Source organism: Streptomyces sp. NBC_00122 (genome assembly GCF_045160845.1).
In the GTDB taxonomy this organism is placed as follows: domain Bacteria; phylum Actinomycetota; class Actinomycetes; order Streptomycetales; family Streptomycetaceae; genus Streptomyces.
Genome location: NZ_CP108191.1, coordinates 4,618,541 through 4,642,577 on the forward strand (window position 1 = coordinate 4,618,541; position 24,037 = coordinate 4,642,577).

The following is a 24,037-nucleotide window of genomic DNA, read 5'->3' on the forward strand; positions in this document are numbered from 1 at the left end:
GGCCCGGGGCGACACTTGTCCGGCCGACGAGGTGCCCAAGCTCCCCCAGTCACCGCTGGGAGGTGCCCCCACCCACCGGTCATGAGGAAAGGTGTCCGAGTGTCCCGCCGCAGAATCGGCTTCTGGTACCGCCTGGCGGCGGTCATCGCAAAACCGCCGCTGGTAGTGCTCTTCAAGCGGGACTGGCGGGGAATGGAGCACATTCCGGCCGAGGGCGGATTTATCACCGCCGTCAATCACAACTCGTATCTGGACCCGCTCTCCTACGCGCACTTCCAGTACAACACCGGCCGGGTGCCCCGATTGCTCGCCAAGGCGGCCCTCTTCAAGGTCCCCATTGTCGGCGCGATCCTGCACGGCAGCGGGCAGATCCCCGTCTACCGGGAGAGCACCAACGCCCTGGACGCATTCCGGGCCGCGGTGGACGCCATCGAGCGCGGCGAATGCGTGGCCTTTTACCCGGAGGGCACTCTCACCCGCGATCCCGACATGTGGCCGATGGCCGGCAAGACCGGCGCCGCCCGCGTCGCGCTGATCACCAGGGCTCCCGTCATTCCGGTGGCCCAGTGGGGCGCGAATCTCGCCATGCCGCCCTACGCGCAGGAGAACAAGGTCCAGCTCTTCCCGCGCAAGACCCTCCAGGTGCTGGCCGGACCGCCCGTCGACCTTTCCGCCTTCTACGACCGGGAACCCACCCCGGAAGTACTCAAGGAGGTCACCGAGGTCATCATGGCGGCCATCACCGCGCTGCTGGAGGAGGTGCGGGGAGAGACCGCGCCCGGGCAGCCGTACGACCATCGCAAGGCCAGGGCGGAACAGCGGCGCAAAGCCGCGGGGGAGGGCAAGAAGTGACACGTCCCGTGAAGGCAGCCGTATTCGGAACCGGCTCCTGGGGCACGGCCTTCGGCATGGTGCTCGCCGACGCAGGCTGTGAGGTGACCCTGTGGGGCCGCCGCCAGGAGCTCGCCGACGCCGTCAACACCGGCCGGACCAACCCCGACTACCTCCCGGGGATCGAACTCCCCGAGAACCTCCGCGCCACCACCGACCCGGCCGAAGCCGCGCGCGGCGCCGACTTCACCGTCCTCGCCGTCCCCTCCCAGACCCTGCGCGGCAACCTCGCCGAATGGGCGCCGCTGCTGGCCCCCGACACCGTGCTCGTCTCCCTGATGAAGGGCATCGAACTCGGCACCGCCAAGCGGATGAGCGAGGTCATCGAAGAGGTGGCCAAGGTTCCGCCGGCGCGCGTCGCCGTCGTCACCGGCCCCAACCTGGCCCGTGAGATCGCCGCCCGGCAGCCCGCCGCCTCGGTCGTCGCCTGCGTGGACGAGGCCGTGGCCCAGCGCCTCCAGGCCGCCTGCCACACCCCGTACTTCCGCCCGTACACCAACACCGACGTCGTCGGCTGCGAGCTCGGCGGCGCCGTCAAGAACGTCATCGGCCTCGCCGTCGGCATCGCGGACGGCATGGGCCTGGGCGACAACACCAAGGGCTCGCTCATCACCCGCGGCCTCGCCGAAACGACCCGGCTGGGCCTGGCGATGGGCGCCGACCCGCTCACCTTCTCCGGCCTCGCGGGCCTCGGCGACCTGGTCGCCACCTGCTCCTCGCCGCTCTCCCGGAACCACACCTTCGGCACCAACCTCGGCCGCGGGATGACCCTGGAGGAGACCATCGCGGTCACCAAGCAGACCGCCGAGGGAGTCAAGTCCTGCCAGTCCGTGGCCGATCTCGCCCACCGGTACGGAGTGGACATGCCGATCACCGAGACGGTCGTGGACATCGTCCACCACGGCAAGCCGACCCTGGTCGCGCTGAAGGAACTGATGGGGCGCAGCGCCAAACCGGAACGCCGCTGACTCCATTCCGGACGTCTGAGCGGGTACCCTCGTGGCGATATGAGCAGCGAGAACCTCCCCCAGACCCCTGAGCAGCAGGGCCGCAAGCCCCGCGTGGCCGTCGTGTTCGGCGGCCGCAGCTCGGAACACGCCATCTCGGTCGTCACGGCGGGCGCGGTGCTGCGCTCCATCGACCGCTCCAAGTACGAGGTGCTGCCCATCGGCATCACCACGGACGGCCGGTGGGCACTGACCGCCGACGAGCCCGCGCGGATGGCCATCGCCGACCGCAAGCTCCCGAGTGTCGAGGAGCTGGCCGACTCCGAGGACGGCGCCGTCGTGCTCTCGGTCGACCCCGCCAGCCGCGAGGTCGTCTACACCGAGCCGGGTGCCGTCCCCAAGGCCCTGGGCGAGGTCGACGTCGTCTTCCCCGTACTGCACGGCCCGTACGGCGAGGACGGCACCCTGCAGGGCCTCCTGGAGCTCTCCGGCGTCCCGTACGTCGGCTCGGGCGTCCTCGCCTCGGCCGTCGGCCAGGACAAGGACTACATGAAGCGGGTGTTCACGTCCTTCGGGCTGCGCGTCGGCCCGTACGTGACCATCCGCCCCCGCGAATGGGAAGCCGGCCGGGACGCCGCCGAGGCGAAGATCATGGACTTCGCTGCCGAGCACGGCTGGCCCCTGTTCATCAAGCCCGCCCGGGCCGGATCCTCCATCGGCATCACCAAGGTCGACGACGCCTCCGGGCTGGACGAGGCGATCCGCGAGGCCCGCCGCCACGACCCGAAGATCATCGTGGAGGCGCTGCTGCGCGGCCGCGAGATCGAGTGCGGCGTCCTGGAGTTCGAGGACGGTCCGCGCGCGAGCGCGCCCGCCGAGATCCCGCCGGTCTCCAGCCACGACTTCTACGACTTCGAGGCGAAGTACATCGACTCCGCCTCCGGGATCGTGCCCGCCCCGCTCACCCCGGAGCAGACCGCCGAGGTGCAGCGGCTCGCGATCGAGGCCTTCGAGGCCGCGTCCTGCGAGGGGCTGGTACGCGCCGACTTCTTCCTCACCGAGGACGGCGAGTTCGTCATCAACGAGATCAACACGATGCCGGGCTTCACCCCGATCTCCATGTACCCGCGGATGTGGCAGGAGTCGGGCATCGAGTACCAGGAACTCGTGGACCTCCTGATCCAGGCAGCCCTGCGCCGCTCCACCGGCCTGCGCTAGCCTCCCCCAGACTCCGTCCGGGGGGACCTCCAGGGACCCGAACAGCCGCCCGCCCGCCGAGCCGCCTTCAAAAGCACGGTTCGGCGGGCGGCGGTGTGCTCAGTAGGACGAGATGCCCTCGGGCACGGTCTTGGCGATGACGTCGGACAGCCCGACCAGCATCCCCGCGTCCGTGGCGTGCTCCCTGTCGACCCGGACCTCCGTGTACGCCTTCCGCATCCCGGTGGTGAACCGGAATTCGCCACCCGGGAGCTTCTCCAGCAGCCAGGCCACGTCGTTCACGTGGACGCCCTCCTGCTTCGGATCAGCCATCTTGGGGGGCTTGGGGATACCGCACCGCAGTACGATCGCCGAGCCGCCCCACGCGGCGGTCAGACCGGACTCCGGCTCGGTCGGGGTCCGCGCCAGGCCGGCCACCGTCTCCGGGAGCTCCTTGTGCAGCGCTGCACAGAACCCCGCGATGTCGGCGGGCGGCGTGGGCGGCGGATCGACCCGGGCCTGCGAATCGCCCGGGGAACACGCCGCGAGGGCCAGCAAGGCCGACACGGCGGGCACGGCAGACAGGGCCGACGAAACACGGACACGGCGGGGCCGGCGGTGGTGGGACATCACCGGCCAAGAGTAGACGGGGGCTACAGATGGACCACCGGGCAGGTCAAGGTGCGGGTGATCCCCTCCACCTGCTGGACCTTGGCCACGACCATGCGGCCGAGTTCGTCCACGGTGTCGGCCTGGGCACGCACGATCACGTCGTACGGGCCCGTCACGTCCTCGGCCTGGATCACCCCCGCGATCTGGCCGATGGACTCGGCGACGAACGACGCCTTGCCCACTTCGGTCTGGATAAGGATGTACGCCTGTACCACGGAACCTCCAGGGCGGCCACGAGGATCATTTCCCCTAACCTTCGGATGGGCCCCACACGATCGCAAGGGCCGGGGGAAGAAGGGACGCCACGGTACCGCGTCGCCGTGCGCCGCGGGGAGACCTGCGGGCCCGGCGCCACGCACAGCGGGGCGTACGGAGAGCAGAAGTTGACGTATCTGTTGACGGTACCCAGAGCTGTGACGGCTCGCGACCGCAAGCGGACTGGGCAAGAAGGGGCACAGCGATGAAGGGCACTGTGGGCGAGCTGGGGGAGTTCGGGCTCATTCGGGAGCTCACCTCACGGCTCACCACCACCCCGGCGGTCCGGCTCGGTCCGGGCGACGACGCCGCGGTGGTGTCGGCCCCCGACCGGCGGGTCGTGGCGAGCACCGACATCCTGCTGGAGGGCAGGCACTTCCGGCGCGACTGGTCCACCGCCTACGACGTCGGCCGCAAGGCCGCCGCCCAGAACCTCGCCGACATCGCGGCCATGGGCGCGGTGCCGACCGCACTGCTGCTCGGCCTCGTCGTCCCGGCCGAACTCCCGGTCACGTGGCCCACCGAGCTGATGGACGGCATCCGCGACGAGTGCCAGGTCGCCGGCGCGGCCGTGGTCGGCGGCGACGTCGTACGCGGCGACACCATCACCGTCGCCATCACCGCCCTCGGTGACCTGCGCAACCACGAGCCCGTCCTGCGCTCCGGCGCCCAGCCCGGCGACGTCGTCGCCGTCACCGGCTGGCTGGGCTGGTCCGCGGCGGGCTTCGCCGTGCTCTCGCGCGGCTTCCGCTCCCCGCGGGCCTTCGTGGAGGCCCACCGGCGGCCCGAGCCGCCGTACCACGCGGGCCCCGCGGCCGCCGGGCTCGGCGCCACCGCCATGACCGACGTCAGCGACGGCCTCATCGCCGACCTCGGTCACATCGCCGAGGCCAGCAAGGTACGGATCGACCTGCGCTCGGCGGCCGTCGACATCCCGACCCAGATGCACGACATCGGGCAGGCCGTCGGCGTGGACCCGCTGCAGTGGGTGCTCACCGGGGGAGAGGACCACGCGATCGTGGCCACCTTCCCGCCGGACGTGAAGCTCCCCGCCCGCTGGAAGGTCATCGGGGAGGTGCTGAACCGCTCCGCGCTGCCCCAGGTGACCGTGGACGGCGCCCCGTGGACCAGCACCGGCGGCTGGGACCATTTCGGAGCCGACCCGGCCGCCGAGGACGGCGCGCTGTGACCAGCGCCCCGCCGCGCTGCCTGACCGTCGCCGGATCCGACTCCGGCGGCGGCGCGGGCATCCAGGCCGACCTCAAGACCATGCTGGCGCTCGGCGTGCACGGGATGAGCGTGGTGACCGCTGTGACGGCGCAGAACTCCCTCGGGGTACGAGGAGCCTGGGAGCTGCCCGCCGAGGCCGTGACGGCCCAGTACCGGGCCGTGGTGGACGACATCGGCGTACAGGCAGTGAAGACCGGGATGCTCTCCTCGGCCGTGCTGGTGGAGACGGTGGCCGCGCTGCTGGCCGACACCCCCGCCCCGGTCGTCGTCGACCCCGTGGGCGTCTCCAAGCACGGGGACGCCCTGCTGGCCGCCTCGGCCCTGGACGCCGTGCGGGGGGACCTGCTCCCGGTGGCCACCGTGGCCACGCCCAACCTGGACGAGGTGGCGCAGCTCACGGGCGTGGTCGTGGAGACCGAGGACGACATGCGGCGGGCCGCCGACGCGATCCTCGGCCACGGACCCCGCTGGGCGCTGATCAAGGGCGGACACCTCGCGGCGCACGGGGGCCAGGCCGTGGACCTGCTGACCGACGGCACCGACGAACGGTGGCTGCGGGCCCCCCGGCACACCAACCCGCACACCCACGGCACGGGCTGCACCCTGGCGAGCGCCATCGCGGCCGGCCTGGCGAAGGGACTGTCCGTCCCGCAGGCGGTCACGGCCGCCAAGGAGTACGTCACGGGCGCCATCGCAGCCGGTTTCGCACTCGGCCGGGGCATCGGCCCGGTGGATCACGCCTGGCGGTGGCGCTGAGCCCCAGCCGGTCCGGGAAAGGCAAAAGGCCGGTTCACCAGAGGTGAACCGGCCTTCCTTTTGGCAACCGAAAAGGGCTGCGCTACGACGTGAGGCGTCAGCGCGAGACCTTGCCGGCCTTGATGCACGAGGTGCAGGCGTTGAGGCGCTTCGGCGTCCCATTGACCACGGCACGGACGCGCTGGATGTTCGGGTTCCAGCGACGCGAGGTGCGGCGGTGCGAGTGGGAGATGTTGTTGCCGAAGCTCGGCCCCTTGGCGCAAACGTCGCAGTTGGCAGCCACAGGTCACTCCAAAGACTTCAGATGCAATTACAGTGAATCCGGCGCACCGGAATCAGAGAGTCTGAAGTGGTTTGCCGGGGGAATGGCCCGACTCTCGTCGGGCAACCGGAGCAGCATACAACGACTGCGTCCGTCCAAGAAAACTACCATGACCGCCGCTGCCCCTGCCCCGCGGTCCGGACGCAGGGGCAGTCCTTGGTTACCCTGCGGTGAACCCCGGCCCGCACAAGGAGGAACGCCCGGTGCCCCACGAGCCGCAGCCGCAGCCCACTGACGAGCTCGACGCCGAAGCGGTGCGCACCTGGAGCTCGCTGGCCCTGGCCGCACTGGGCCGGGCCCGCGAGGACATCGACGCGATCAACGTCTACCCCGTGGCCGACGCGGACACCGGCACCAACCTCTACCTCACCGCCGAATCGGCCGACCGTGCCCTGACGGCGGCCTTCGAGGACGAGACCCACGCCACAGCCGGGACCTCCCTCGCCCGGGCCGTACGGGCCTTCGCGCACGGCGCGCTCATCGGGGCCCGGGGGAACTCCGGGACGATCCTGGCGCAGCTCCTGCGCGGAGTGGCCGACGTACTCGGCGACGAGCCCGCAGGACGGGAGCCCGGCAGGCTGCTGGCCGAGGCGCTGACCCGGGCCGCGCAGGAGGCGTACGAGGCCGTCGCGCACCCGGTGGAGGGCACCATGCTCACCGTCGCCGCCGCGGCCGCCCGGGCCGGCGAGGCCGCCGAGCACGCCGCCGGGACCGCGGCCGACGTGGCGCGGGCCGCCTACGACGCGGCCCGCGCCGCCCTGGCCGAGACCCCGGGGCAGCTGGCCGCGCTGGGCCGGGCCGGGGTGGTCGACGCCGGGGGCTGCGGCCTGGTCGCCGTACTCGGGGCCCTGTGGCAGGCGCTCTCCGGCCGGGAGCCGGCCGCCGAGCCGGTGCGCGGCCGGGCCGTACCCGTACCGCAGCCGCCGGACCCCTGCGAGCAGGAGCAGGACGGGCCGGCGTACGAGGTGATCTACCTGCTGGAGGCCACCGAAGCGGCCGTCGGGGAGCTGCGCGCACGGCTCGACGGACTCGGCGACTCCCTGGTCGTGGTCGGCGGCGACGGGCTGTGGAACGTCCACGTCCACGTCGACGACCCGGGCGCGGCCGTGGAGGCCGGGGTCGACGCCGGCCGGCCGTACCGGATACGCATCACGCACTTCGGCGACGAGCGGCGCCGGGGCCGGGGCGAACGCGCCCAGCGGGCCGTGGTCGCCGTCGTCCCCGGCGAGGGGCTGGCCGTGCTGTGCGGCGAGGCGGGCGCGACCACCGTGCTCGCGCCGCCCGGGGAGGCCCCGGCCGTCGCGGAGCTGGTCGACGCCATCCGGCGCGCGCACGCCCGCGAGGTGGTCCTGCTGCCCGGCGGCGCCGAACTGCGGGCCGCCGCGGCCGCTGCGGCCGAAGAGGCCCGCGCCGACGGCGTACGGGTGGCCGTGATCCCCACCCGGTCCGCGGTACAGGGCCTGGCGGCCCTCGCCGTGCACGACCCGGACGGCAGCTTCGACGAGGACGTCGTCGCCATGACCGCGGCGGCCGGCGCCACCCGCTACGCGGAACTGGCCGTCGCCGAACGGCAGTCCTTCACCTCGGCCGGCATCTGCCAGGCCGGCGACGTGCTCGGCCTCATCGACGGCGACGTCGCCGTGATCGGGGCGGGCCTCACCGAGACCGCCGAGGCCGTCCTGGAGCGGATGCTGGGCTCCGGCGGCGAACTCGTCACCCTGGTCCTGGGACCGGAGGTGCCGGACGCCCTCGCCGAGCGCCTGGAGGCGTACGTACAGCACGGGCACCTGGCCGTGGACACCGTCACCTACCGCGGCGGGCGCTACTCGGCGCCGCTCCTCATCGGCGTGGAGTAAGGGCCGAACAGCGGTCTTGTCAGCGGCATGGTGTGCAATGGAAGACGTGCCCGCGCTCGACGAAGACCTCAAGAAGACGCTCGGCCCCGCCACCGCCAAGGTGCTGGCCGAGCAGCTCGGCCTGCACACGGCCCTGGACCTGCTCCACCACTACCCCCGGCGGTACGCCGAGCGCGGTGAGCTGACCTCGCTGGCCGAGCTCGCCGACCAGATCGACGAGCACGTGACCGTCGTCGCCCAGGTCGCCGACGCCCGGATCCTGACCTTCAACGGGGGCCGCGGCAAACGGCTGGAGGTGACCATCACCGACGGCAGCGGCCGGCTCCAGCTGGTCTTCTTCGGCGCCGGCGTGCACAAGCCGCACAAGGACCTGCTGCCCGGCAGCCGCGCGATGTTCGCCGGCAAGGTCTCGAGGTTCAACCACAAGCTCCAGCTGGCGCACCCCGCGTACGAGCCGCTCGGCGCGGACGCCTCCGACCGGGACGCGGCCACCGCCTTCGCCAACCAGCTCATCCCGATCTACCCGGCCTGCGCGAAGCTGGAGTCCTGGAAGATCGCCAAGTGCGTGGACGCGGTGCTGCCCGGCGTCCACGAGGCCGTGGACCCGCTGCCCGCGTCCCTGCGCGAGGGCCGCGGACTGGTTCCGCTCACCGAGGCCCTGCTGAAGATCCACCGGCCGGGCACCAAGGCCGACATCGACGACGCGCGCCAGCGCCTGAAGTGGGACGAGGCCTTCGTCCTGCAAGTGGCCCTCGCCCGCCGCCGGCACGCCGACTCCCAGCTCCCGGCCGTCCCCCGCCGCCCCACCCCGGGCGGCCTGCTCGACTCCTTCGACGCCAAGCTCCCCTTCACGCTCACCGAGGGCCAGCAATCCGTCTCGAAGGAGATCTTCGACGACCTCTCCACCAGCCACCCCATGCACCGCCTCCTCCAGGGCGAAGTGGGTTCGGGCAAGACCTTGGTCGCGCTGCGGGCCATGCTCGCCGTCGTGGACTCCGGCGGGCAGGCCGCGATGCTCGCGCCCACCGAGGTGCTCGCGCAGCAGCACCACCGCTCCATCACCGAGATGATGGGCGAGCTCGCCGAGGGCGGCATGCTCGGCGGCTCCGACCAGGGCACCAAGGTCGTGCTGCTCACCGGGTCCATGGGGATGCCCGCGCGGCGCCAGGCCCTGCTCGACCTCGTCACCGGCGAGGCCGGGATGGTGATCGGTACGCACGCGCTGATCGAGGACAAGGTGCAGTTCCACGACCTCGGCCTGGTCGTCGTCGACGAACAGCACCGCTTCGGCGTGGAGCAGCGCGACGCGCTGCGGTCCAAGGGGAAGCAGCCCCCGCACCTGCTGGTGATGACCGCGACCCCGATCCCGCGCACCGTCGCCATGACCGTCTTCGGCGACCTGGAGACCTCCGTCCTCGACCAGCTGCCCGCCGGCCGCTCCCCGATCGCCACCCACGTGGTGCCCGCCAAGGACAAGCCGCACTTCCTCGCCCGCGCCTGGGAGCGGGTCCGCGAGGAAGTCGACAAGGGCCACCAGGCGTATGTGGTCTGCCCGCGGATCGGTGACGGCGAGGACGACCCGAAGAAGAAGGCCTCCGCGGAGGACGACGCCGAGAAGCGGCCCCCGCTCGCCGTCCTGGACATCGCCGAGCAGCTCACGCGCGGACCGCTCACCGGGCTGCCGGTGGAGGTGCTGCACGGCCGGATGGACCCGGCCGACAAGGACGACGTGATGCGCCGGTTCGCCGCCGGCGAGGTCAAGGTGCTGGTCGCCACGACCGTCATCGAGGTCGGGGTGAACGTGCCGAACTCCACCGTCATGGTGATCATGGACGCGGACCGGTTCGGCGTCTCCCAGCTCCACCAGCTGCGCGGCCGCGTCGGCCGGGGCTCCGCGCCCGGCCTGTGCCTGCTGGTCAGCGAGATGCACGAGGCGAGCCCCGCCCGGGCCCGGCTGTCCGCCGTCGCCGCCACCCTCGACGGCTTCGAGCTCTCCCGGATCGACCTGGAGCAGCGCCGCGAGGGCGACGTGCTCGGCCAGGCCCAGTCCGGGGTGCGCTCCTCGCTGCGGATGCTCGCCGTCATCGAGGACGAGGAGGTCATCGCCCAGGCCCGGGAGGAGGCCACCCGCGTCGTCGCCGACGATCCCGAGCTGGAGCGGCTGCCGGGCCTGCGGACCGCTCTGGACGCCCTGCTGGACACCGAGCGGGAGCAGTACCTGGAGAAGGGCTGACAATGGGGGTGCCCGATCCCTCCGACGATTGAAGGACCCCCCAGATGACCCGCGTGATCGCCGGCAGCGCCGGCGGGCGACGGCTGACCGTGCCCCCGGGCACCGGGACCCGGCCGACCTCGGACCGGATGCGCGAAGGGCTCTTCTCCACCTGGGAGTCGCTGCACGGCGTCGAAGGGGCCCGGGTGCTCGACCTGTACGGCGGCTCCGGGGCCGTCGGCCTGGAGGCCCTCTCGCGCGGCGCGGCCCACGCCCTGCTGGTCGAGGCCGACGCCAAGGCCGCCAAGGCGATCCGCGACAACATCAGGACGCTGGGCCTGCCCGGCGCCGAATTCCGGTCGGGCAAGGCCGAGCAGATCGTGGCGGCCACCGCGGCCGGGGACCCGTACGACATCGTCTTCCTGGACCCTCCGTACGCCGTGGACCACGGGGATCTCCGCGAGATCCTCCTCACACTCCGGTCCAATGGCTGGCTCACCGGCGATGCGCTCGTCACCGTGGAACGCAGCACCAGGAGCGGCGCCTTCCCGTGGCCCGAGGGCTTCGAGCCGCTCCGGTCGCGGAAGTACGGCGAGGGCACCCTTTGGTACGGTCGCGCCGCCTTCACCAGCGAAGACTCATGAACGAGGGAGTTAAGTTGCGCCGCGCCGTCTGTCCGGGGTCCTTCGACCCCATCACCAACGGACACCTCGACATCATCGGACGCGCCTCCCGGCTCTACGACGTGGTCCACGTCGCCGTGATGATCAACCAGTCCAAGCAGGGGCTGTTCACCGTCGAGGAGCGGATCGAGCTGATCCGCGAGGCGACGGCCGACTACGGGAACGTCCAGGTCGAGTCCTTCCACGGCCTGCTCGTCGACTTCTGCAAGCAGCGTGACATCCCGGCCATCGTCAAGGGCCTGCGCGCCGTCAGCGACTTCGACTACGAGCTGCAGATGGCCCAGATGAACATGGGGCTGTCGGGCGTCGAGACGCTGTTCGTGCCGACGAACCCCACCTACAGCTTCCTGTCGTCCTCGCTGGTCAAGGAGGTCGCCGCCTGGGGCGGCGACGTGGCCCACCTGCTGCCGGCGCACGTGCACACCGCGCTGATGGAGCGGCTGCGCGACCGCTGAGCGACTGACGGTCCGTCAGTCAGTGTCGGGGGCCCGCCCGCTGGCCTTAAAGTCGACCCGTCCGTCTCAGGAACCGCCCGAGGCCGAGAGAGTGCGAGCCCCCATGGACGTGCAGAAGAAGCTCGACGAGATCGTCGCGGCCGTCGGCGGGGCCCGGTCCATGCCCATGTCGGCCTCCTGCGTCATCAACCGCGCCGAGCTGCTCGCCCAGCTCGAAGAGGTCCGCCAGGCGCTCCCCGGCTCGCTCGCGCAGGCGCAGGAGCTCATCGGCGGCCGGGAGCAGATGGTCGAGGAGGCCCGCCGGGAGGCGGAGCGGATCATCGAGTCCGCCCACAGCCAGCGCGGTTCGCTGATCTCCGACACCGAGGTCGCGCGGCGCTCCCAGGCCGAGGCGGACCGGATCCTGGACGAGGCCCGCCGCGAGGCCGAGGAGATCCGGGCCGAGGCCGACGACTACGTCGACAGCAAGCTCGCCAACTTCGAGGTCGTGCTGACCAAGACCATCGGTTCGGTGGACCGGGGCCGCGAGAAGCTGCTGGGCCGCGGCCCGGGGCTGGACGAGCAGGGCTACCCCGACGCGGACGCGCCCGAGCGCAGCCACGACCCCGAGACGCAGCGGCAGCAGGCGGACGCGTACGTGGACACCAAGCTGGCGACCTTCGAGGCGGTGCTCTCCAAGACCCTGGAGGCCGTCGGGCGCGGCCGGCAGAAGCTGCTGGGCCGGGTGCCCACGGACGACCTCGGCGCGCACATGGCCGCCCAGGACGCGGCGGGCGGGCAGCAGACCCGCTCGTCCAGCGACGCGGACTTCCTGGCCGGCCTGGCCGAGCCCCAGCAGCTCCAGGCGCCGATCCCGGCCCAGCCGGAGCCGGCGTACGACACGTACGCCTACCAGCAGCCCCAGCAGCAGGACGGCTACGCCTACCAGGACCACCAGGACCCCTACGCGGGCTACCAGCAGCAGCCCGACCCCTACGCGGGCTACCAGCAGCAGCCCGACCCGTACTCCGCGTACCAGGAGCCGCAGGCCCAGCAGCCCTCGCTCGACGAGACCAGCTTCTTCGACACGAGCATGATCAACCTGGACCAGCTGCGCCAGTACGAACAGGGTCGCTAGGCCCGGATTGGGCGCAGAGCGCGGCGCCGGGTATCCTGGCTCTTCGGTCGCGCGTATGCACCGCGGTCCATGCTGCCCTTGAGCGGCGGAATTTTTGATCTTTAGCGATCCGTGAAAGCAGGAACGGCCCTGAATACCCGCCTCGACCACCGCAACCCCCTCGTGTTCGACACGCACGAGCTGGGTCGGCGTCCTGGTGCCATGCAGCGGCTGTCCCGTGAGATCGCGGCACCGGCGGACTTCGGTCTCGCCGGGGTCATCGGGGTGCCGGAAGGCAGTCCGGTGAAGCTCAAGCTCCGCCTGGAGTCGGTCATGGAAGGGGTGCTTGTCACAGGCACCGCCCGTGCATCGGCCGTAGGGGAGTGCGTAAGGTGTCTGGAGTCCGTCGAGCGTGAGCTCAAGGCGGACTTCCAGGAGATGTTCTCGTACCCTGACGCCGACGACCGGAGCCGCTCCAAGGCGGAACCGGCCGACGACGCCGAGGACGACGAGGACACGCTTTTCCTCGAGGACGGTTTGTTCGACCTCGAACCCGTGCTGCGCGACGTGGTGGTGCTCGCACTGCCGCTGCAGCCGGTGTGCCGGGAGGACTGTCTCGGACTGTGCCCCGATTGCGGGCTCAGCCTGAACGACGACCCGGACCACCACCATGACGCCGTCGACATCCGTTGGGCGGCATTGCAAGGACTCGTCGTGACCGATCAGGACGGCGAGAAGGACAACATGAGCGGCACTGCCTCTGACGGAGTTCAGGGCGCCGCCGAGAAGCAGGAGAAGTAGCCGTGGCTGTTCCGAAGCGGAAGATGTCGCGCAGCAACACGCGCCACCGCCGGTCGCAGTGGAAGGCTGCGGTCCCCACCCTGGTTTCGTGTGAGCGTTGCCAGGAGCCGAAGCTCCAGCACATTGCGTGCCCGAGCTGCGGCACCTACAACAAGCGCCAGGTCCTCGAGGTCTGAGCGGCTGGTGAGAGGCGCAATGTCTGAGCTGTCCAACGCTGAGAAGCAGGCAGACAGTAACAACGCGGCCTCGTCCCACACGCTTCTGGAAGGGCGGCTCGGGTATCAACTCGAGTCCGCCCTTCTGGTGCGTGCGCTGACCCACCGCTCGTACGCGTACGAGAACGGCGGTCTGCCCACCAACGAGCGCCTCGAGTTCCTCGGGGACTCCGTGCTCGGCCTGGTGGTCACGGACACGCTGTACACGACCCACCCGGATCTCCCCGAAGGCCAGCTGGCCAAGCTTCGGGCCGCGGTGGTCAACTCGCGCGCACTGGCGGAGGTCGGGCGCGGCCTCGAACTCGGCTCCTTCATCCGGCTCGGCCGGGGCGAAGAGGGTACGGGCGGCCGGGACAAGGCCTCCATCCTCGCCGACACCCTTGAAGCGGTGATCGGCGCGGTCTACCTCGACCAGGGCCTCGACGCGGCCTCGGAGCTGGTTCACCGGCTCTTCGACCCGCTCATCGAGAAGTCCTCGAACCTCGGGGCCGGCCTGGACTGGAAGACCAGTCTCCAGGAGCTCACGGCGGCCGAAGGTCTTGGCGTACCGGAATACCTGGTCACCGAGACCGGTCCGGACCACGAGAAGACCTTCACTGCTGCCGCCCGCGTCGGTGGTGTCTCGTACGGCACCGGCACCGGCCGCAGCAAGAAGGAAGCGGAACAGCAGGCGGCGGAATCCGCCTGGCGCGGTATCCGTACCGCGGCGGACGAGCGGATCGCGGCCGAGGCCGCTGCCGCCGCCGCTCCTGCGGTCGAGGTCCCGGCTTCGGCCGGGGCGGAGGCCGAAGCCGAGGACGGCGGGGCGCCGGAGCCCGCCGACACGGCGCAGGACGCCTGACCCTTCCTTCGGGATTTCCCCGCCCCGCCCTTGCCTCGCAAGGGCGGGGCGGTCCCGTTTCCCGGGCGCCGACGCGCGGCCGGTAGGCTCGGCGGCAGCGTCCACAACCGCATCGCCACCGGAGGAACACCGTGCCCGAGCTGCCCGAGGTCGAAGTCGTGCGGCGGGGGCTGGAGCGCTGGGTGGCCGGGCGGACCGTCGAGGCCGTCGAGGTCCTGCACCCGCGGGCCGTACGGCGCCACCCGGGCGGCGGGGCCGATTTCGCGGCCCGCCTCGCGGGACAGACCATCGGGGTGCCGCAGCGGCGCGGGAAGTACCTGTGGCTGCCCCTGCTGGAGCGGGACCTGTCCGTCCTGGGGCACCTGGGGATGAGCGGGCAGCTGCTCGTGCAGCCGACGGACGCCCCGGACGAGAAGCACCTGCGGATCAGGGTGCGGTTCGACGACGGCGCGGGTACCGAGCTGCGCTTCGTGGACCAGCGGACCTTCGGCGGGCTCTCGCTGCACGAGAACACGCCCGACGGGATGCCCGACGTCATCGCGCACATCGCGCGCGACCCCCTGGACCCGCTCTTCGACGAGGGGGCCTACCACCTGGCGCTGCGCGCCAAGCGGACCACGGTCAAGCGGGCGCTGCTCGACCAGTCCCTGATCAGCGGGGTCGGCAACATCTACGCGGACGAGGCGCTGTGGCGCGCCAAGCTGCACTACGAGCGCCCGACCGCGACCCTCACGCGCCCCCGGAGCGCGGAACTCCTCGGCCATGTCCGGGACGTCATGAACGCCGCCCTCGACGTGGGCGGCACCAGCTTCGACAGCCTTTACGTCAACGTGAACGGCGAGTCGGGCTACTTCGACCGTTCGCTCGACGCCTACGGGCGCGAGGACGAGCCCTGCCGGCGCTGCGGCACGCCGATGCGCCGCCGCCCCTGGATGAACAGGTCCAGCTACTTCTGCCCGCGGTGTCAGCGGGCTCCGCGCGTGTCGTCGTAGGTCTGCCGGGCGGTCAGCACCTCAGGCATGCTCCCCTCCAGGAAGTGGATGAGCGAGAGCAGACGGTTCGCCACCTCGACGCCGAGCGGGGTCAGTTCGTAGTCCACGCGGGGCGGGTTCGTCGGCTGCGCCTCGCGGTTGACGATGCCGTCGCGCTCCAGCGCGTGCAGGGTCTGGGAGAGCATCTTCTCGCTCACGCCCTCCACCCGGCGGCGCAGCTCGTTGAAGCGGCACGGGCCCTCGCGCAGCGCGCCCACGGTGAGACTGCCCCAACGGCCGGTCACGTGCTCAAGGGTCTCGCGGGACGGGCAGGCGCGCGCGAATGCATCGAACGGTAGTTCGGATCCGTCGGCTTCGGTACAGAACGCTGGTGTGTCCATGAGGAGAGCGTACCCTCGGGCAGCGCTATCCAATGGGTTGCGCTTTCTAAAAGTTAGTGGTTCTCTTTCTTTCGTCGCACCACGCCCCGTGTGCGGCGAGCACTTCCCCGAGGGAGAGAACCGCCTTGTCCGGAACCACGCACACCCCCGTCGTCTCGATCGCCTACCACTCCGGCTACGGCCACACGGCCGTCGTCGCCGAAGCGGTCCGCAACGGCGCCGCCGAGGCCGGCGCGACGGTCCACCTGATCAAGGTCGACGAGATCGACGACGCGCAGTGGGCGCTGCTCGACGCGTCCGACGCGATCGTCTTCGGCTCCCCGACCTACATGGGCACGGCCTCCGGCGCCTTCCACGTCTTCGCCGAGGCCACCTCGAAGCGCTGGTTCGGCGACGCCTGGCAGGACAAGGTGGCGGCCGGCTTCACCAACTCCGCCTCCAAGAGCGGCGACAAGCTGCACACCCTGCAGTTCTTCCAGATCCTGGCCGCGCAGCACGGCATGAGCTGGGTCAACCTGGGCCTGAAGCCGGGCTGGAACTCCAGCACCGCCTCGGAGAACGACCTCAACCGCCTCGGCGTCTTCGCCGGCGCCGCCGCGCAGTCCAACTCGGACGAGGGCGCGGACGCGGTCCACAAGGCCGACATCGCGACCGCCGAGCACCTGGGCCGGCGCGTCGCCGAGCACACCCGTGTCGTCGTCGCCGGCCGCGCGGCGCTGGCCGCGCTCTGATCCCCCTTCGGCCCTAGAAGCCGAAGTCCTGCGTCCACCAGGGGCCGCCGGCGGCGAAGTAGGCGCCGACGCCCAGGGTGCGGAACTCGCAGTTGAGGATGTTCGCCTTGTGGCCCGGGCTGTTCATCCAGGCCTTCATCACGGCCTCGGCGTCGCCCTGGCCGCGGGCTATGTTCTCGCCGCCGAGGCCCGAGAGCCCGGCCTTGGCCGCGCGGTCCCAGGGGGTGCTGCCGTCCGGGTCGGTGTGGTCGAAGAAGCCGCGGACGGCCATGTCCTTGCTGAAGGCTCCGGCCAGCGCCGCGAGCGGCGGGTTCGCCCGGACCGGACCGCACCCGGCCATCGCGCGCTCCTGGTTCACGAGGGCCACCACCGCGGCCTCCTCGGCGGAGTGGCCGTCACTGGGCACCGGCGCGGCGGTCGGCACCTGGACGGGCGGCTTCGGCGGTACGGGAGCGGGCTTCGCCGGGACCTTGGCGGCCGGCTTCGCCACGGGCTTCGCGGAGGCCTTCGCCACGGGCTTCGCCACGGGCTTCGCGGAGGCCTTCGCCGCGGCCGAGGCGCTCGGCGGGGGCGAAGCGGAAGCGGGCGCGGAAGTCGGCACGGAAGCCGACGCGGACGGGCTCGGCGAGGCCGGGGCCGAGGTGGAGGGGGAGGCGGAAGGGGACGGGGAGGCCGACGGGCCGGCGGCGGTACCCGTGCCCGCGGAGGCGCGGCCGGACAGGTTGGCGAGACCCCCCTGCTGCTCCGGCGTGCTGTGGGCGCGGCTCGGCGTGGGCTTCGCCGCTGCCTCCGTCTTGTCTGCGGAACCCGAACCGGCGATCCCCACATAGGGGAAGGAACTGCTGACCGGCACCATGCCGGTGGTGACGGCCGCGGTCCCGAGGGCCACGGCCACCGAGACGCCCAAAAGGCCGGTGCGCAGGGCGGTGCCGCGCTTGCCGCCGCGGTTCGGTGCGGCGTGGAGTCGGTGGCGTCCCATCGGCGTCGAGCCTTCCTTACCAGGTCAAGATCGTCCTAACTCACCCAAACGGGTGAGTTCATTGGTGCGCGACTGTACGGCAGTGGGGCCAGGGGGGCGATGTGTCCCGAAAGTGTTTGCCCCGTTAGCGTTCACGCATGAATGAAGACGTCCGCCTGATCGCCTGGGTGCGAGGCCGTGTGCAGGGAGTGGGCTTCCGCTGGTTCACCAGGGAGAACGCTCTGGAGATCGGCGGGCTCGTCGGCTTTGCGCTCAATCTCGACGACGGGCGAGTGCAGGTGGTGGCCGAAGGTCAACGTGAGAATTGCCACCGGCTGCTCGACTGGCTGCAGTCGTCCGACACGCCCGGCCAGGTGAACGGAGTGACAGAGATCTGGGGCACACCGCGCGGTGGCTACGACGGGTTCGCGATCAGATGACGGATCGCCTGATCATGTACTGATCACACCCTGAGATCGTCCGCACACGGTCGGATCTGCGCATTCTCCGCCGACGCGTTGCCGACGCGGACGATCCGTGGAAGGCTCGGAGATGCGGATGATCTCCACGCCCCTTGCGGGGCCCGGGCTGCCCGCCGATACGGGGCGTGATCGTGTTGACCGTCAAACTTTTTGGTGAGACGCTGGAAGCCCCGCGCACCTGAGCTGTTTGGCAGTGTTGGCAGTAGTAAGCGCAGTGACTGTCAGTCGCTGCCGGACATCCGCGGGTGCGATTCCCTCACGACCCACACCACTTCGGTCGGTCACTCAGTGTGGAGGACCATCCATCATGGCAAAGGCGCTTCTCGGTTACGTCGGCGGTTCCGATCCGCGACTCCTCGCCGAGATGCGACGGCTCCAGCAGCGCGTCCAGGACCTTGAGTCCGAGCTCGTACGGATTCAGTCCGAAAATGACGCGCTGAACGCGGCCGCCGCTCACCACGACGGAGACTCGCTGCTCGACAGCATCGAGATCGACGTACCCCAGGCGGAGCCTGCGCTCACCTGATCCGCTCAATTCGTCGCTCGACTCCAGCCCCGCATGATCTGCAAGGGACGCTCCGGCGTCCCTTCTTTCTTTCGGCGCCGCGCCCCACGGCATGAGGCCAGGTGGGCGGCTGATTCCTTTTGAGCTCAGTTGTGCCCTGCACCTTCATGGGTGAAACCGAACGCGAAAGGTAGAGTCCGGCGGCGTGCACCTCAAGTCCCTGACCCTGCGCGGCTTCAAATCCTTTGCATCCGCCACCACCCTGCGCTTCGAACCCGGCATCACCTGTGTCGTGGGTCCGAACGGCTCCGGCAAGTCCAATGTGGTGGACGCGCTGTCCTGGGTCATGGGCGAACAAGGGGCCAAGTCCCTGCGCGGCGGGAAGATGGAAGACGTCATCTTCGCCGGGACCACCGGACGTCCGCCGCTCGGCCGCGCCGAGGTCTCCCTCACGATCGACAACTCCGACGGCGCGCTGCCCATCGACTACGCCGAAGTCACCATCACCCGCATCATGTTCCGCGGCGGCAGCAGCGAGTACCAGATCAACGGCGACACCTGCCGCCTGCTCGACATCCAGGAGCTGCTCTCCGACTCCGGCATCGGCCGCGAGATGCACGTCATCGTCGGACAGGGCCAGCTGGACTCCGTCCTGCACGCGGATCCCATGGGGCGCCGCGCCTTCATCGAGGAAGCGGCCGGCGTACTCAAGCACCGCAAGCGCAAGGAGAAGGCGCTGCGGAAGCTGGACGCGATGCAGGCCAACCTCGCACGCGTACAGGACCTCAACGAAGAGCTGCGGCGCCAGCTGAAGCCCCTGGGCCGACAGGCCGCGGTGGCCCGGCGGGCAGCCGTCATCCAGGCGGACCTGCGCGACGCGCGGCTCCGGCTGCTCGCCGACGACCTGGTCACGCTGCGCCGCGCGCTCGACGCGGAGGTCGCGGACGAGGCGGCGCTGAAGGAACGCAAGGAGGCCGCCGAGGCCCGGCTCGCCGAGGCGCTGCGGCGCGAGGCGGAACTGGAGGAGGCCGTACGGGAGCTCGCGCCGCGGCTCCAGCGGGCGCAGCGGACCTGGTACGAGCTCTCGCAGCTCGCCGAGCGGGTACGGGGGACCGCGTCCCTGGCCGACGCGCGGGTCAAGAGCGCGACCGCCCCCGTGGAGGAGGAGCGGCGGGGGCGCGACCCGGAGGACATGGAAAGGGAGGCCGCCCGGATCCGCGAGCAGGAGGCGGAACTGACGGCGGCCCTGGAGGCGGCCTCCCACGCGCTGGAGGACACGGCCGCGCACCGGGCGGAGCTGGAGCGGGCACTGGCCGCGGAGGAGCGGCGGCTGCGCGAGGCCGCGCGGGCCATCGCGGACCGGCGCGAGGCACTGGCCCGGCTGACGGGGCGGCTCGGCGCGGCCCGCTCCCGGGCGGGCGCCGCGCAGGCCGAGATCGACCGGCTCGTCGCGGCGCGGGACGAGGCCGAGGCTCGGGCGGTGGCCGCGCAGGAGGAGTACGAGGCCCTGGCGGAGGAGGTCGGCGGTCTCGACGACGCTTCGTTGGAGGGCGAGTACGAGTCCGCCCGGGCCGCGCTCGCGGCGGCGGAGGCCGAACTGGGCGCGGCGCGCGACGCCCTGACGGCGGCGGAACGCTCGCGCGCGGCGGTGTCGGCGCGGCGGGACGCGCTGGCGCTCGGGCTGCGCCGCAAGGACGGCACGGGCGCGCTGCTCATGGCGCGGGAGCAGCTGGCCGGGCTGTTGGGACCGGCGGCGGAGCGGCTGTCGGTGACCCCGGGGTACGAGGCGGCGGTGGCCGCTGCGCTGGGCTCGGCGGCGGATGCGCTGGCCGTGGCCTCGCCGGGCGCGGCGGCCGAGGCGATCCGTCACCTGCGCGGTACGGACGCCGGCCGCGCCACCCTCCTGATCACCCCGCCGCCGGTCCTGCCGGCCCAGAGCCAGGCCCCGGCCCACGTCCCGGCCGATCCGTCCGCCCCGCCGCTGCCGGGCCGGGTCTCGGGCCCGGGGGCTGCCGTCCCCGGCCAGGTCCTGGCCGAGGCCGGGGGAGGCTCTCCTCACCCCACCGCTTCCCGGAACCGGGTTCTGCCCGGCCCCTCCGGTGTGCCCGCCGCGGAGCTGGTCGGGGGAGACGCGGAGGCGACGCGGGCCGTGGGGTGGGTCCTGCGGGACCACTTCGTGGTCGGGACGCTCGACGAGGCCGAGACCCTCGTCGCCGCGCGGCCCGACGCGGTGGCCGTGACCGTGGACGGGGACGTCCTCGGCGCGCACCTCGCGCACGGCGGCTCCGCCGGTGCGCCCAGCCTGATCGAGGTACAGGCGGCCGTCGACGAGGCGGCGGCGGAGCTGGCCCGGCTGGACGCGCGGTGCCTGGAGCTGGGCGAGGTACAGGCGGCCGCCCAGGCGCGGCGCAAGGCCGCGGCGGCCCTGGTCGAGGAGCTCGCCGAGCGCCGGCGGGCCGGGGAGCAGGCCCGCGCCGGGGTCGCGCAGCAGCTCGGGCGGCTCGCCGGGCAGGCGAAGGGGGCCGCGGGCGAAGCCGAGCGCACTGCCGCCGCCGCGGCCAAGGCCCAGGACGCGCTGGAGCAGGCGCTGATGGACGTGGAGGAGTGCGCGGAGCAGCTGGCGACGGCCGAGGAGATGCCGGTCGAGGAGGAGCCCGACTCCGCGGTGCGGGACCGGCTCGCCGCCGACGGCGCCAACGCCCGCCAGACCGAGATGGAGGCCCGGCTGCAGCTGCGGACCCACGAGGAGCGGGTCAAGGGGCTGGCGGGAAGGGCAGACTCGCTCGACCGGGCGGCCCGCGCGGAACGTGAGGCCCGCACCCGCGCCGAACGCCGCCGGGCCCGGCTGCGGCACGAGGCGGAAGTGGCCCGGGCGGTCGCCGACGGGGCCCGGCAGCTGCTCGCGCACGTGGAGGTGTCGCTGCGCAGGGCCGACGAGGAGCGCGCCGGGGCCGAGTACGCCAAGGGCCTGCGCGAGCAGGAGCTCGCCGCGGCCAGGAACAGCGGCCGGGACCTGAAGGGCGAGCTCGACAAGCTCACCGACTCCGTGCACCGCGGGGAGGTGCTGGGGGCCGAGAAGCGGCTGCGCATCGAGGCGGTGGAGGCCAAGGCGCTGGAGGAGTTCGGCATGGAGGCGGCCGGGCTCGTCGCCGAGTACGGGCCCGACCAGCCGGTGCCGCCCTCCCCGCCCGCCGAGGGCGAGACGCTGCCGGAGGACGCCGGGCACCCGCGGAACCTGCCCGGCCCCTTCGTCCGCGCCCAGCAGGAGAAGCGGCTCAGGGCGGCCGAGCGCGCCTACCAGCAGCTCGGCAAGGTCAACCCGCTCGCGCTGGAGGAGTTCGCGGCGCTGGAGGAGCGCCACCAGTTCCTCAGCGAGCAGCTGGAGGACCTGCGCAAGACGCGCGCCGACCTCCTTCACGTGGTGAAGGAGGTCGACGAGCGCGTCGAACAGGTCTTCACCGAGGCGTACCGGGACACGGCCCGGGAGTTCGAGGGGGTCTTCTCGCGGCTGTTCCCCGGCGGCGAGGGCCGACTCGTTCTCACCGACCCCGACAACATGCTGACCACCGGCGTCGACGTCGAAGCCCGCCCGCCGGGCAAGAAGGTCAAGCGGCTGTCGCTGCTCTCGGGCGGCGAGCGCTCGCTGACGGCCGTGGCCCTGCTGGTGTCCATCTTCAAGGCGCGGCCCAGCCCGTTCTACGTGATGGACGAGGTCGAGGCCGCGCTCGACGACACCAACCTGCAGCGGCTGATCCGGATCATGGAGGAGCTCCAGGAGAGCTCCCAGCTGATCGTCATCACCCACCAGAAGCGGACGATGGAGGTCGCCGACGCGCTCTACGGCGTCTCGATGCAGGGCGACGGGGTCTCCAAGGTCATCAGTCAGCGGCTGCGCTGACCAGTTCACTTCAGGAAGTGAACGCTCTGGCCCTCTTCACTCCGGCATGACCGGTTCTTCCTCGCTCTTGACTTCAGAAAGTGAAGCCATAGGCTCTGCTGTGCCGTGTCCGACGTTCAGGTGGTGGTGAGCAGTTTGCTGTGCGCCACTGGAGGAACACGCGCACAGACGCACACCCCCACACCGCCCGCCGTCGGCGCCGGGCCCAGGAGCGCATCTTGACCAGCACAGCGAACGCACCCGCGTCGGGCGGAGGCCGGGCGGCACGCCCCGACCATCTCGGGCACGTCATCTTCATCGCCGCGGCCGCGGCGATGGGCGGTTTCCTCTTCGGCTACGACAGCTCCGTCATCAACGGCGCGGTCGTCGCCATCCGCGAACGGTTCGACGTCGGGTCCGCGGCGCTCGCCCAGGTGATCGCCGCCGCGCTGATCGGCTGCGCCATCGGCGCCGCCACGGCCGGCCGCATGGCCGACCGGATCGGCCGCATCCGCTGCATGCAGATCGCTGCCGTCCTCTTCACCGCGAGCGCCATCGGCTCGGCCCTTCCGTTCGCCCTGTGGGACCTGGCCATGTGGCGCGTCATCGGCGGCTTCGGCATCGGCATGGCCTCCGTCATCGGCCCCGCCTACATCGCCGAGGTGTCCCCGGCCGCCTACCGCGGCCGGCTCGCCTCCTTCCAGCAGGCGGCGATCGTCATCGGCATCGCCGTCTCCCAGCTCGTCAACTGGGGCCTGCTGAACCTCGCCGACGGCAACCAGCGCGGTGAGATCGCCGGCCTGGAGGCCTGGCAGTGGATGCTCGGCGTCATGGTCGTCCCGGCCGTGATCTACGGGCTGCTGTCCTTCGTCATCCCGGAGTCCCCCCGCTACCTGATCTCCGCCGGCCGCACCGAGCAGGCCAAGAAGGTGCTGCGCGAGGTCGAGGGCTCGAAGATCGACATCGACGCGCGTGCCGCCGAGATCGAGCACGCGATGCACTCCGAGCAGAAGTCCACCTTCAAGGACCTGCTGGGCGGCCGCTTCGGCTTCCTGCCCATCGTCTGGATCGGCATCGGCCTCTCCGTCTTCCAGCAGCTCGTCGGCATCAACGTGATCTTCTACTACAGCTCCTCGCTGTGGCAGTCCGTCGGCATCGACCCGACCAGCTCGTTCCTCTACTCCTTCACCACGTCGATCATCAACATCATCGGCACGGTGATCGCGATGGTTCTCGTCGACCGGATCGGCCGCAAGCCGCTCGCCCTCATCGGCTCGGCGGGCATGGCCGTCTCCCTGGGCCTGTGCGCGTGGGCGTTCTCCTTCAAGGAGGAGATCGGCGGCACCATCTCGATCCCCAGCACCCAGGGCACGGTCGCGCTGATCGCCGCCCACGCCTTCGTGCTCTTCTTCGCCCTGTCCTGGGGCGTGGTGGTCTGGGTGCTGCTCGGCGAGATGTTCCCGAACCGCATCCGGGCCGCGGCCCTCGGTGTCGCCGCCTCGGCCCAGTGGATCGCCAACTGGGTCATCACCGTGTCGTTCCCGTCCCTGTCGGACTGGAGCCTGTCCGGCGCGTACGTCATCTACACCGTCTTCGCCCTGCTCTCGATCCCCTTCATCCTCAAGTGGGTGCCGGAGACCAAGGGCAAGGCGCTGGAGGAGATGGGGTAACCACCCCCGCCAA

At 71.6% G+C, this 24,037-nt stretch carries 24 protein-coding genes; 19 read left to right on the forward strand and 5 right to left on the reverse strand.

Annotated elements, in window-relative coordinates:
* Positions 1-99 precede the first annotated feature (99 nt).
* From OG737_RS22035 to OG737_RS22045, 3 genes are read left to right on the forward strand one after another with little or no spacing between them, the layout of a single operon-like run.
* Positions 100-852 (forward strand): lysophospholipid acyltransferase family protein, encoded by a 753-nt coding sequence (locus OG737_RS22035; protein ID WP_405678370.1) that lies wholly within the window; start codon positions 100-102, stop codon positions 850-852.
* Positions 849-1,859 carry an NAD(P)H-dependent glycerol-3-phosphate dehydrogenase gene (locus OG737_RS22040; protein ID WP_405678368.1) on the forward strand — a complete coding sequence of 337 codons (1,011 nt, stop codon included), beginning with the start codon at positions 849-851 and terminating at the stop codon, positions 1,857-1,859. The genes OG737_RS22035 and OG737_RS22040 overlap by 4 nt, the downstream gene beginning before the upstream one ends.
* A 39-nt stretch (positions 1,860-1,898) precedes the next feature.
* Positions 1,899-3,056, forward strand: a complete 1,158-nt coding sequence (locus tag OG737_RS22045; RefSeq protein WP_405921889.1) for a D-alanine--D-alanine ligase family protein — start codon at positions 1,899-1,901, stop codon at positions 3,054-3,056.
* 99 nt (positions 3,057-3,155) lie between these two features.
* On the opposite strand, the gene OG737_RS22050 is transcribed toward OG737_RS22045, so the two are convergent.
* On the reverse strand, positions 3,156-3,602 hold the full coding sequence (locus tag OG737_RS22050; RefSeq protein WP_405678364.1) for a DUF3515 domain-containing protein: 447 nt from the start codon (positions 3,600-3,602) through the stop codon (positions 3,156-3,158).
* 86 nt (positions 3,603-3,688) lie between these two features.
* Positions 3,689-3,922 (reverse strand): Lrp/AsnC ligand binding domain-containing protein, encoded by a 234-nt coding sequence (locus OG737_RS22055; protein ID WP_073911116.1) that lies wholly within the window; start codon positions 3,920-3,922, stop codon positions 3,689-3,691.
* A gap of 245 nt (positions 3,923-4,167) precedes the next feature.
* On the opposite strand from OG737_RS22055, the gene OG737_RS22060 reads away from it, so the two are divergent.
* Together OG737_RS22060 and thiD are read left to right on the forward strand one after the other, a co-directional pair.
* Positions 4,168-5,151 carry a thiamine-phosphate kinase gene (locus OG737_RS22060; protein ID WP_328927853.1) on the forward strand — a complete coding sequence of 328 codons (984 nt, stop codon included), beginning with the start codon at positions 4,168-4,170 and terminating at the stop codon, positions 5,149-5,151.
* Complete coding sequence (gene thiD / locus OG737_RS22065) at positions 5,148-5,948, forward strand: bifunctional hydroxymethylpyrimidine kinase/phosphomethylpyrimidine kinase (RefSeq protein WP_405921890.1); 801 nt, start codon at positions 5,148-5,150, stop codon at positions 5,946-5,948. The genes OG737_RS22060 and thiD overlap by 4 nt, the downstream gene beginning before the upstream one ends.
* 97 nt (positions 5,949-6,045) lie before the next feature.
* On the opposite strand, the gene rpmB is transcribed toward thiD, so the two are convergent.
* Positions 6,046-6,231, reverse strand: a complete 186-nt coding sequence (gene rpmB / locus OG737_RS22070; protein WP_007266795.1) for a 50S ribosomal protein L28 — start codon at positions 6,229-6,231, stop codon at positions 6,046-6,048.
* Positions 6,232-6,473: 242 nt separating this feature from the next.
* On the opposite strand from rpmB, the gene OG737_RS22075 reads away from it, so the two are divergent.
* From OG737_RS22075 to mutM, 9 genes are all read left to right on the forward strand, one after another.
* On the forward strand, positions 6,474-8,126 hold the full coding sequence (locus OG737_RS22075) for a DAK2 domain-containing protein (RefSeq protein ID WP_328927855.1): 1,653 nt from the start codon (positions 6,474-6,476) through the stop codon (positions 8,124-8,126).
* Between the two features lie 37 nt (positions 8,127-8,163).
* Positions 8,164-10,359 (forward strand): ATP-dependent DNA helicase RecG, encoded by a 2,196-nt coding sequence (gene recG / locus OG737_RS22080; RefSeq protein ID WP_328927856.1) that lies wholly within the window; start codon positions 8,164-8,166, stop codon positions 10,357-10,359.
* A gap of 44 nt (positions 10,360-10,403) precedes the next feature.
* On the forward strand, positions 10,404-10,982 hold the full coding sequence (rsmD, locus tag OG737_RS22085; RefSeq protein ID WP_328927857.1) for a 16S rRNA (guanine(966)-N(2))-methyltransferase RsmD: 579 nt from the start codon (positions 10,404-10,406) through the stop codon (positions 10,980-10,982).
* 14 nt (positions 10,983-10,996) lie between these two features.
* Positions 10,997-11,476 carry a pantetheine-phosphate adenylyltransferase gene (gene coaD / locus OG737_RS22090; protein WP_328930438.1) on the forward strand — a complete coding sequence of 160 codons (480 nt, stop codon included), beginning with the start codon at positions 10,997-10,999 and terminating at the stop codon, positions 11,474-11,476.
* Between the two features lie 103 nt (positions 11,477-11,579).
* On the forward strand, positions 11,580-12,593 hold the full coding sequence (locus OG737_RS22095) for a cell division initiation protein (protein WP_405921891.1): 1,014 nt from the start codon (positions 11,580-11,582) through the stop codon (positions 12,591-12,593).
* Positions 12,594-12,722: 129 nt separating this feature from the next.
* Positions 12,723-13,373 carry a DUF177 domain-containing protein gene (locus tag OG737_RS22100; RefSeq protein WP_328930439.1) on the forward strand — a complete coding sequence of 217 codons (651 nt, stop codon included), beginning with the start codon at positions 12,723-12,725 and terminating at the stop codon, positions 13,371-13,373.
* A gap of 2 nt (positions 13,374-13,375) precedes the next feature.
* Positions 13,376-13,549, forward strand: coding sequence for a 50S ribosomal protein L32 (gene rpmF, locus OG737_RS22105; RefSeq protein WP_003965982.1), 174 nt, complete (start codon positions 13,376-13,378; stop codon positions 13,547-13,549).
* Between the two features lie 19 nt (positions 13,550-13,568).
* Entirely contained in the window at positions 13,569-14,429 is an 861-nt protein-coding gene (gene rnc / locus OG737_RS22110; RefSeq protein WP_328927859.1) for a ribonuclease III, read from the forward strand.
* Between the two features lie 131 nt (positions 14,430-14,560).
* Positions 14,561-15,421, forward strand: a complete 861-nt coding sequence (gene mutM / locus OG737_RS22115; protein WP_405678354.1) for a bifunctional DNA-formamidopyrimidine glycosylase/DNA-(apurinic or apyrimidinic site) lyase — start codon at positions 14,561-14,563, stop codon at positions 15,419-15,421.
* Here mutM and OG737_RS22120 read toward each other — a convergent pair.
* Positions 15,394-15,801 (reverse strand): helix-turn-helix domain-containing protein, encoded by a 408-nt coding sequence (locus tag OG737_RS22120; protein ID WP_328927861.1) that lies wholly within the window; start codon positions 15,799-15,801, stop codon positions 15,394-15,396. The genes mutM and OG737_RS22120 overlap by 28 nt on opposite strands.
* Before the next feature lie 125 nt (positions 15,802-15,926).
* Between OG737_RS22120 and OG737_RS22125 the strand changes: the two genes are divergently transcribed.
* Positions 15,927-16,532 carry a flavodoxin family protein gene (locus OG737_RS22125; protein ID WP_328927862.1) on the forward strand — a complete coding sequence of 202 codons (606 nt, stop codon included), beginning with the start codon at positions 15,927-15,929 and terminating at the stop codon, positions 16,530-16,532.
* Positions 16,533-16,545: 13 nt separating this feature from the next.
* Here the strand turns inward: OG737_RS22125 and OG737_RS22130 are convergent, their stop codons facing one another.
* Positions 16,546-17,511 (reverse strand): CAP domain-containing protein, encoded by a 966-nt coding sequence (locus OG737_RS22130; protein WP_405921892.1) that lies wholly within the window; start codon positions 17,509-17,511, stop codon positions 16,546-16,548.
* A gap of 137 nt (positions 17,512-17,648) precedes the next feature.
* Between OG737_RS22130 and OG737_RS22135 the strand changes: the two genes are divergently transcribed.
* The 4 genes from OG737_RS22135 to OG737_RS22150 all read left to right on the forward strand — a co-directional run bounded on the left by OG737_RS22135 (position 17,649) and on the right by OG737_RS22150 (position 24,024).
* Positions 17,649-17,930, forward strand: a complete 282-nt coding sequence (locus OG737_RS22135) for an acylphosphatase (RefSeq protein ID WP_328927864.1) — start codon at positions 17,649-17,651, stop codon at positions 17,928-17,930.
* Between the two features lie 349 nt (positions 17,931-18,279).
* Positions 18,280-18,498 (forward strand): hypothetical protein, encoded by a 219-nt coding sequence (locus OG737_RS22140; protein ID WP_328927865.1) that lies wholly within the window; start codon positions 18,280-18,282, stop codon positions 18,496-18,498.
* Between the two features lie 184 nt (positions 18,499-18,682).
* Positions 18,683-22,375 (forward strand): AAA family ATPase, encoded by a 3,693-nt coding sequence (locus OG737_RS22145; RefSeq protein WP_405921893.1) that lies wholly within the window; start codon positions 18,683-18,685, stop codon positions 22,373-22,375.
* A gap of 218 nt (positions 22,376-22,593) precedes the next feature.
* Positions 22,594-24,024, forward strand: a complete 1,431-nt coding sequence (locus tag OG737_RS22150; protein ID WP_328927867.1) for a sugar porter family MFS transporter — start codon at positions 22,594-22,596, stop codon at positions 24,022-24,024.
* Positions 24,025-24,037 lie beyond the last annotated feature (13 nt).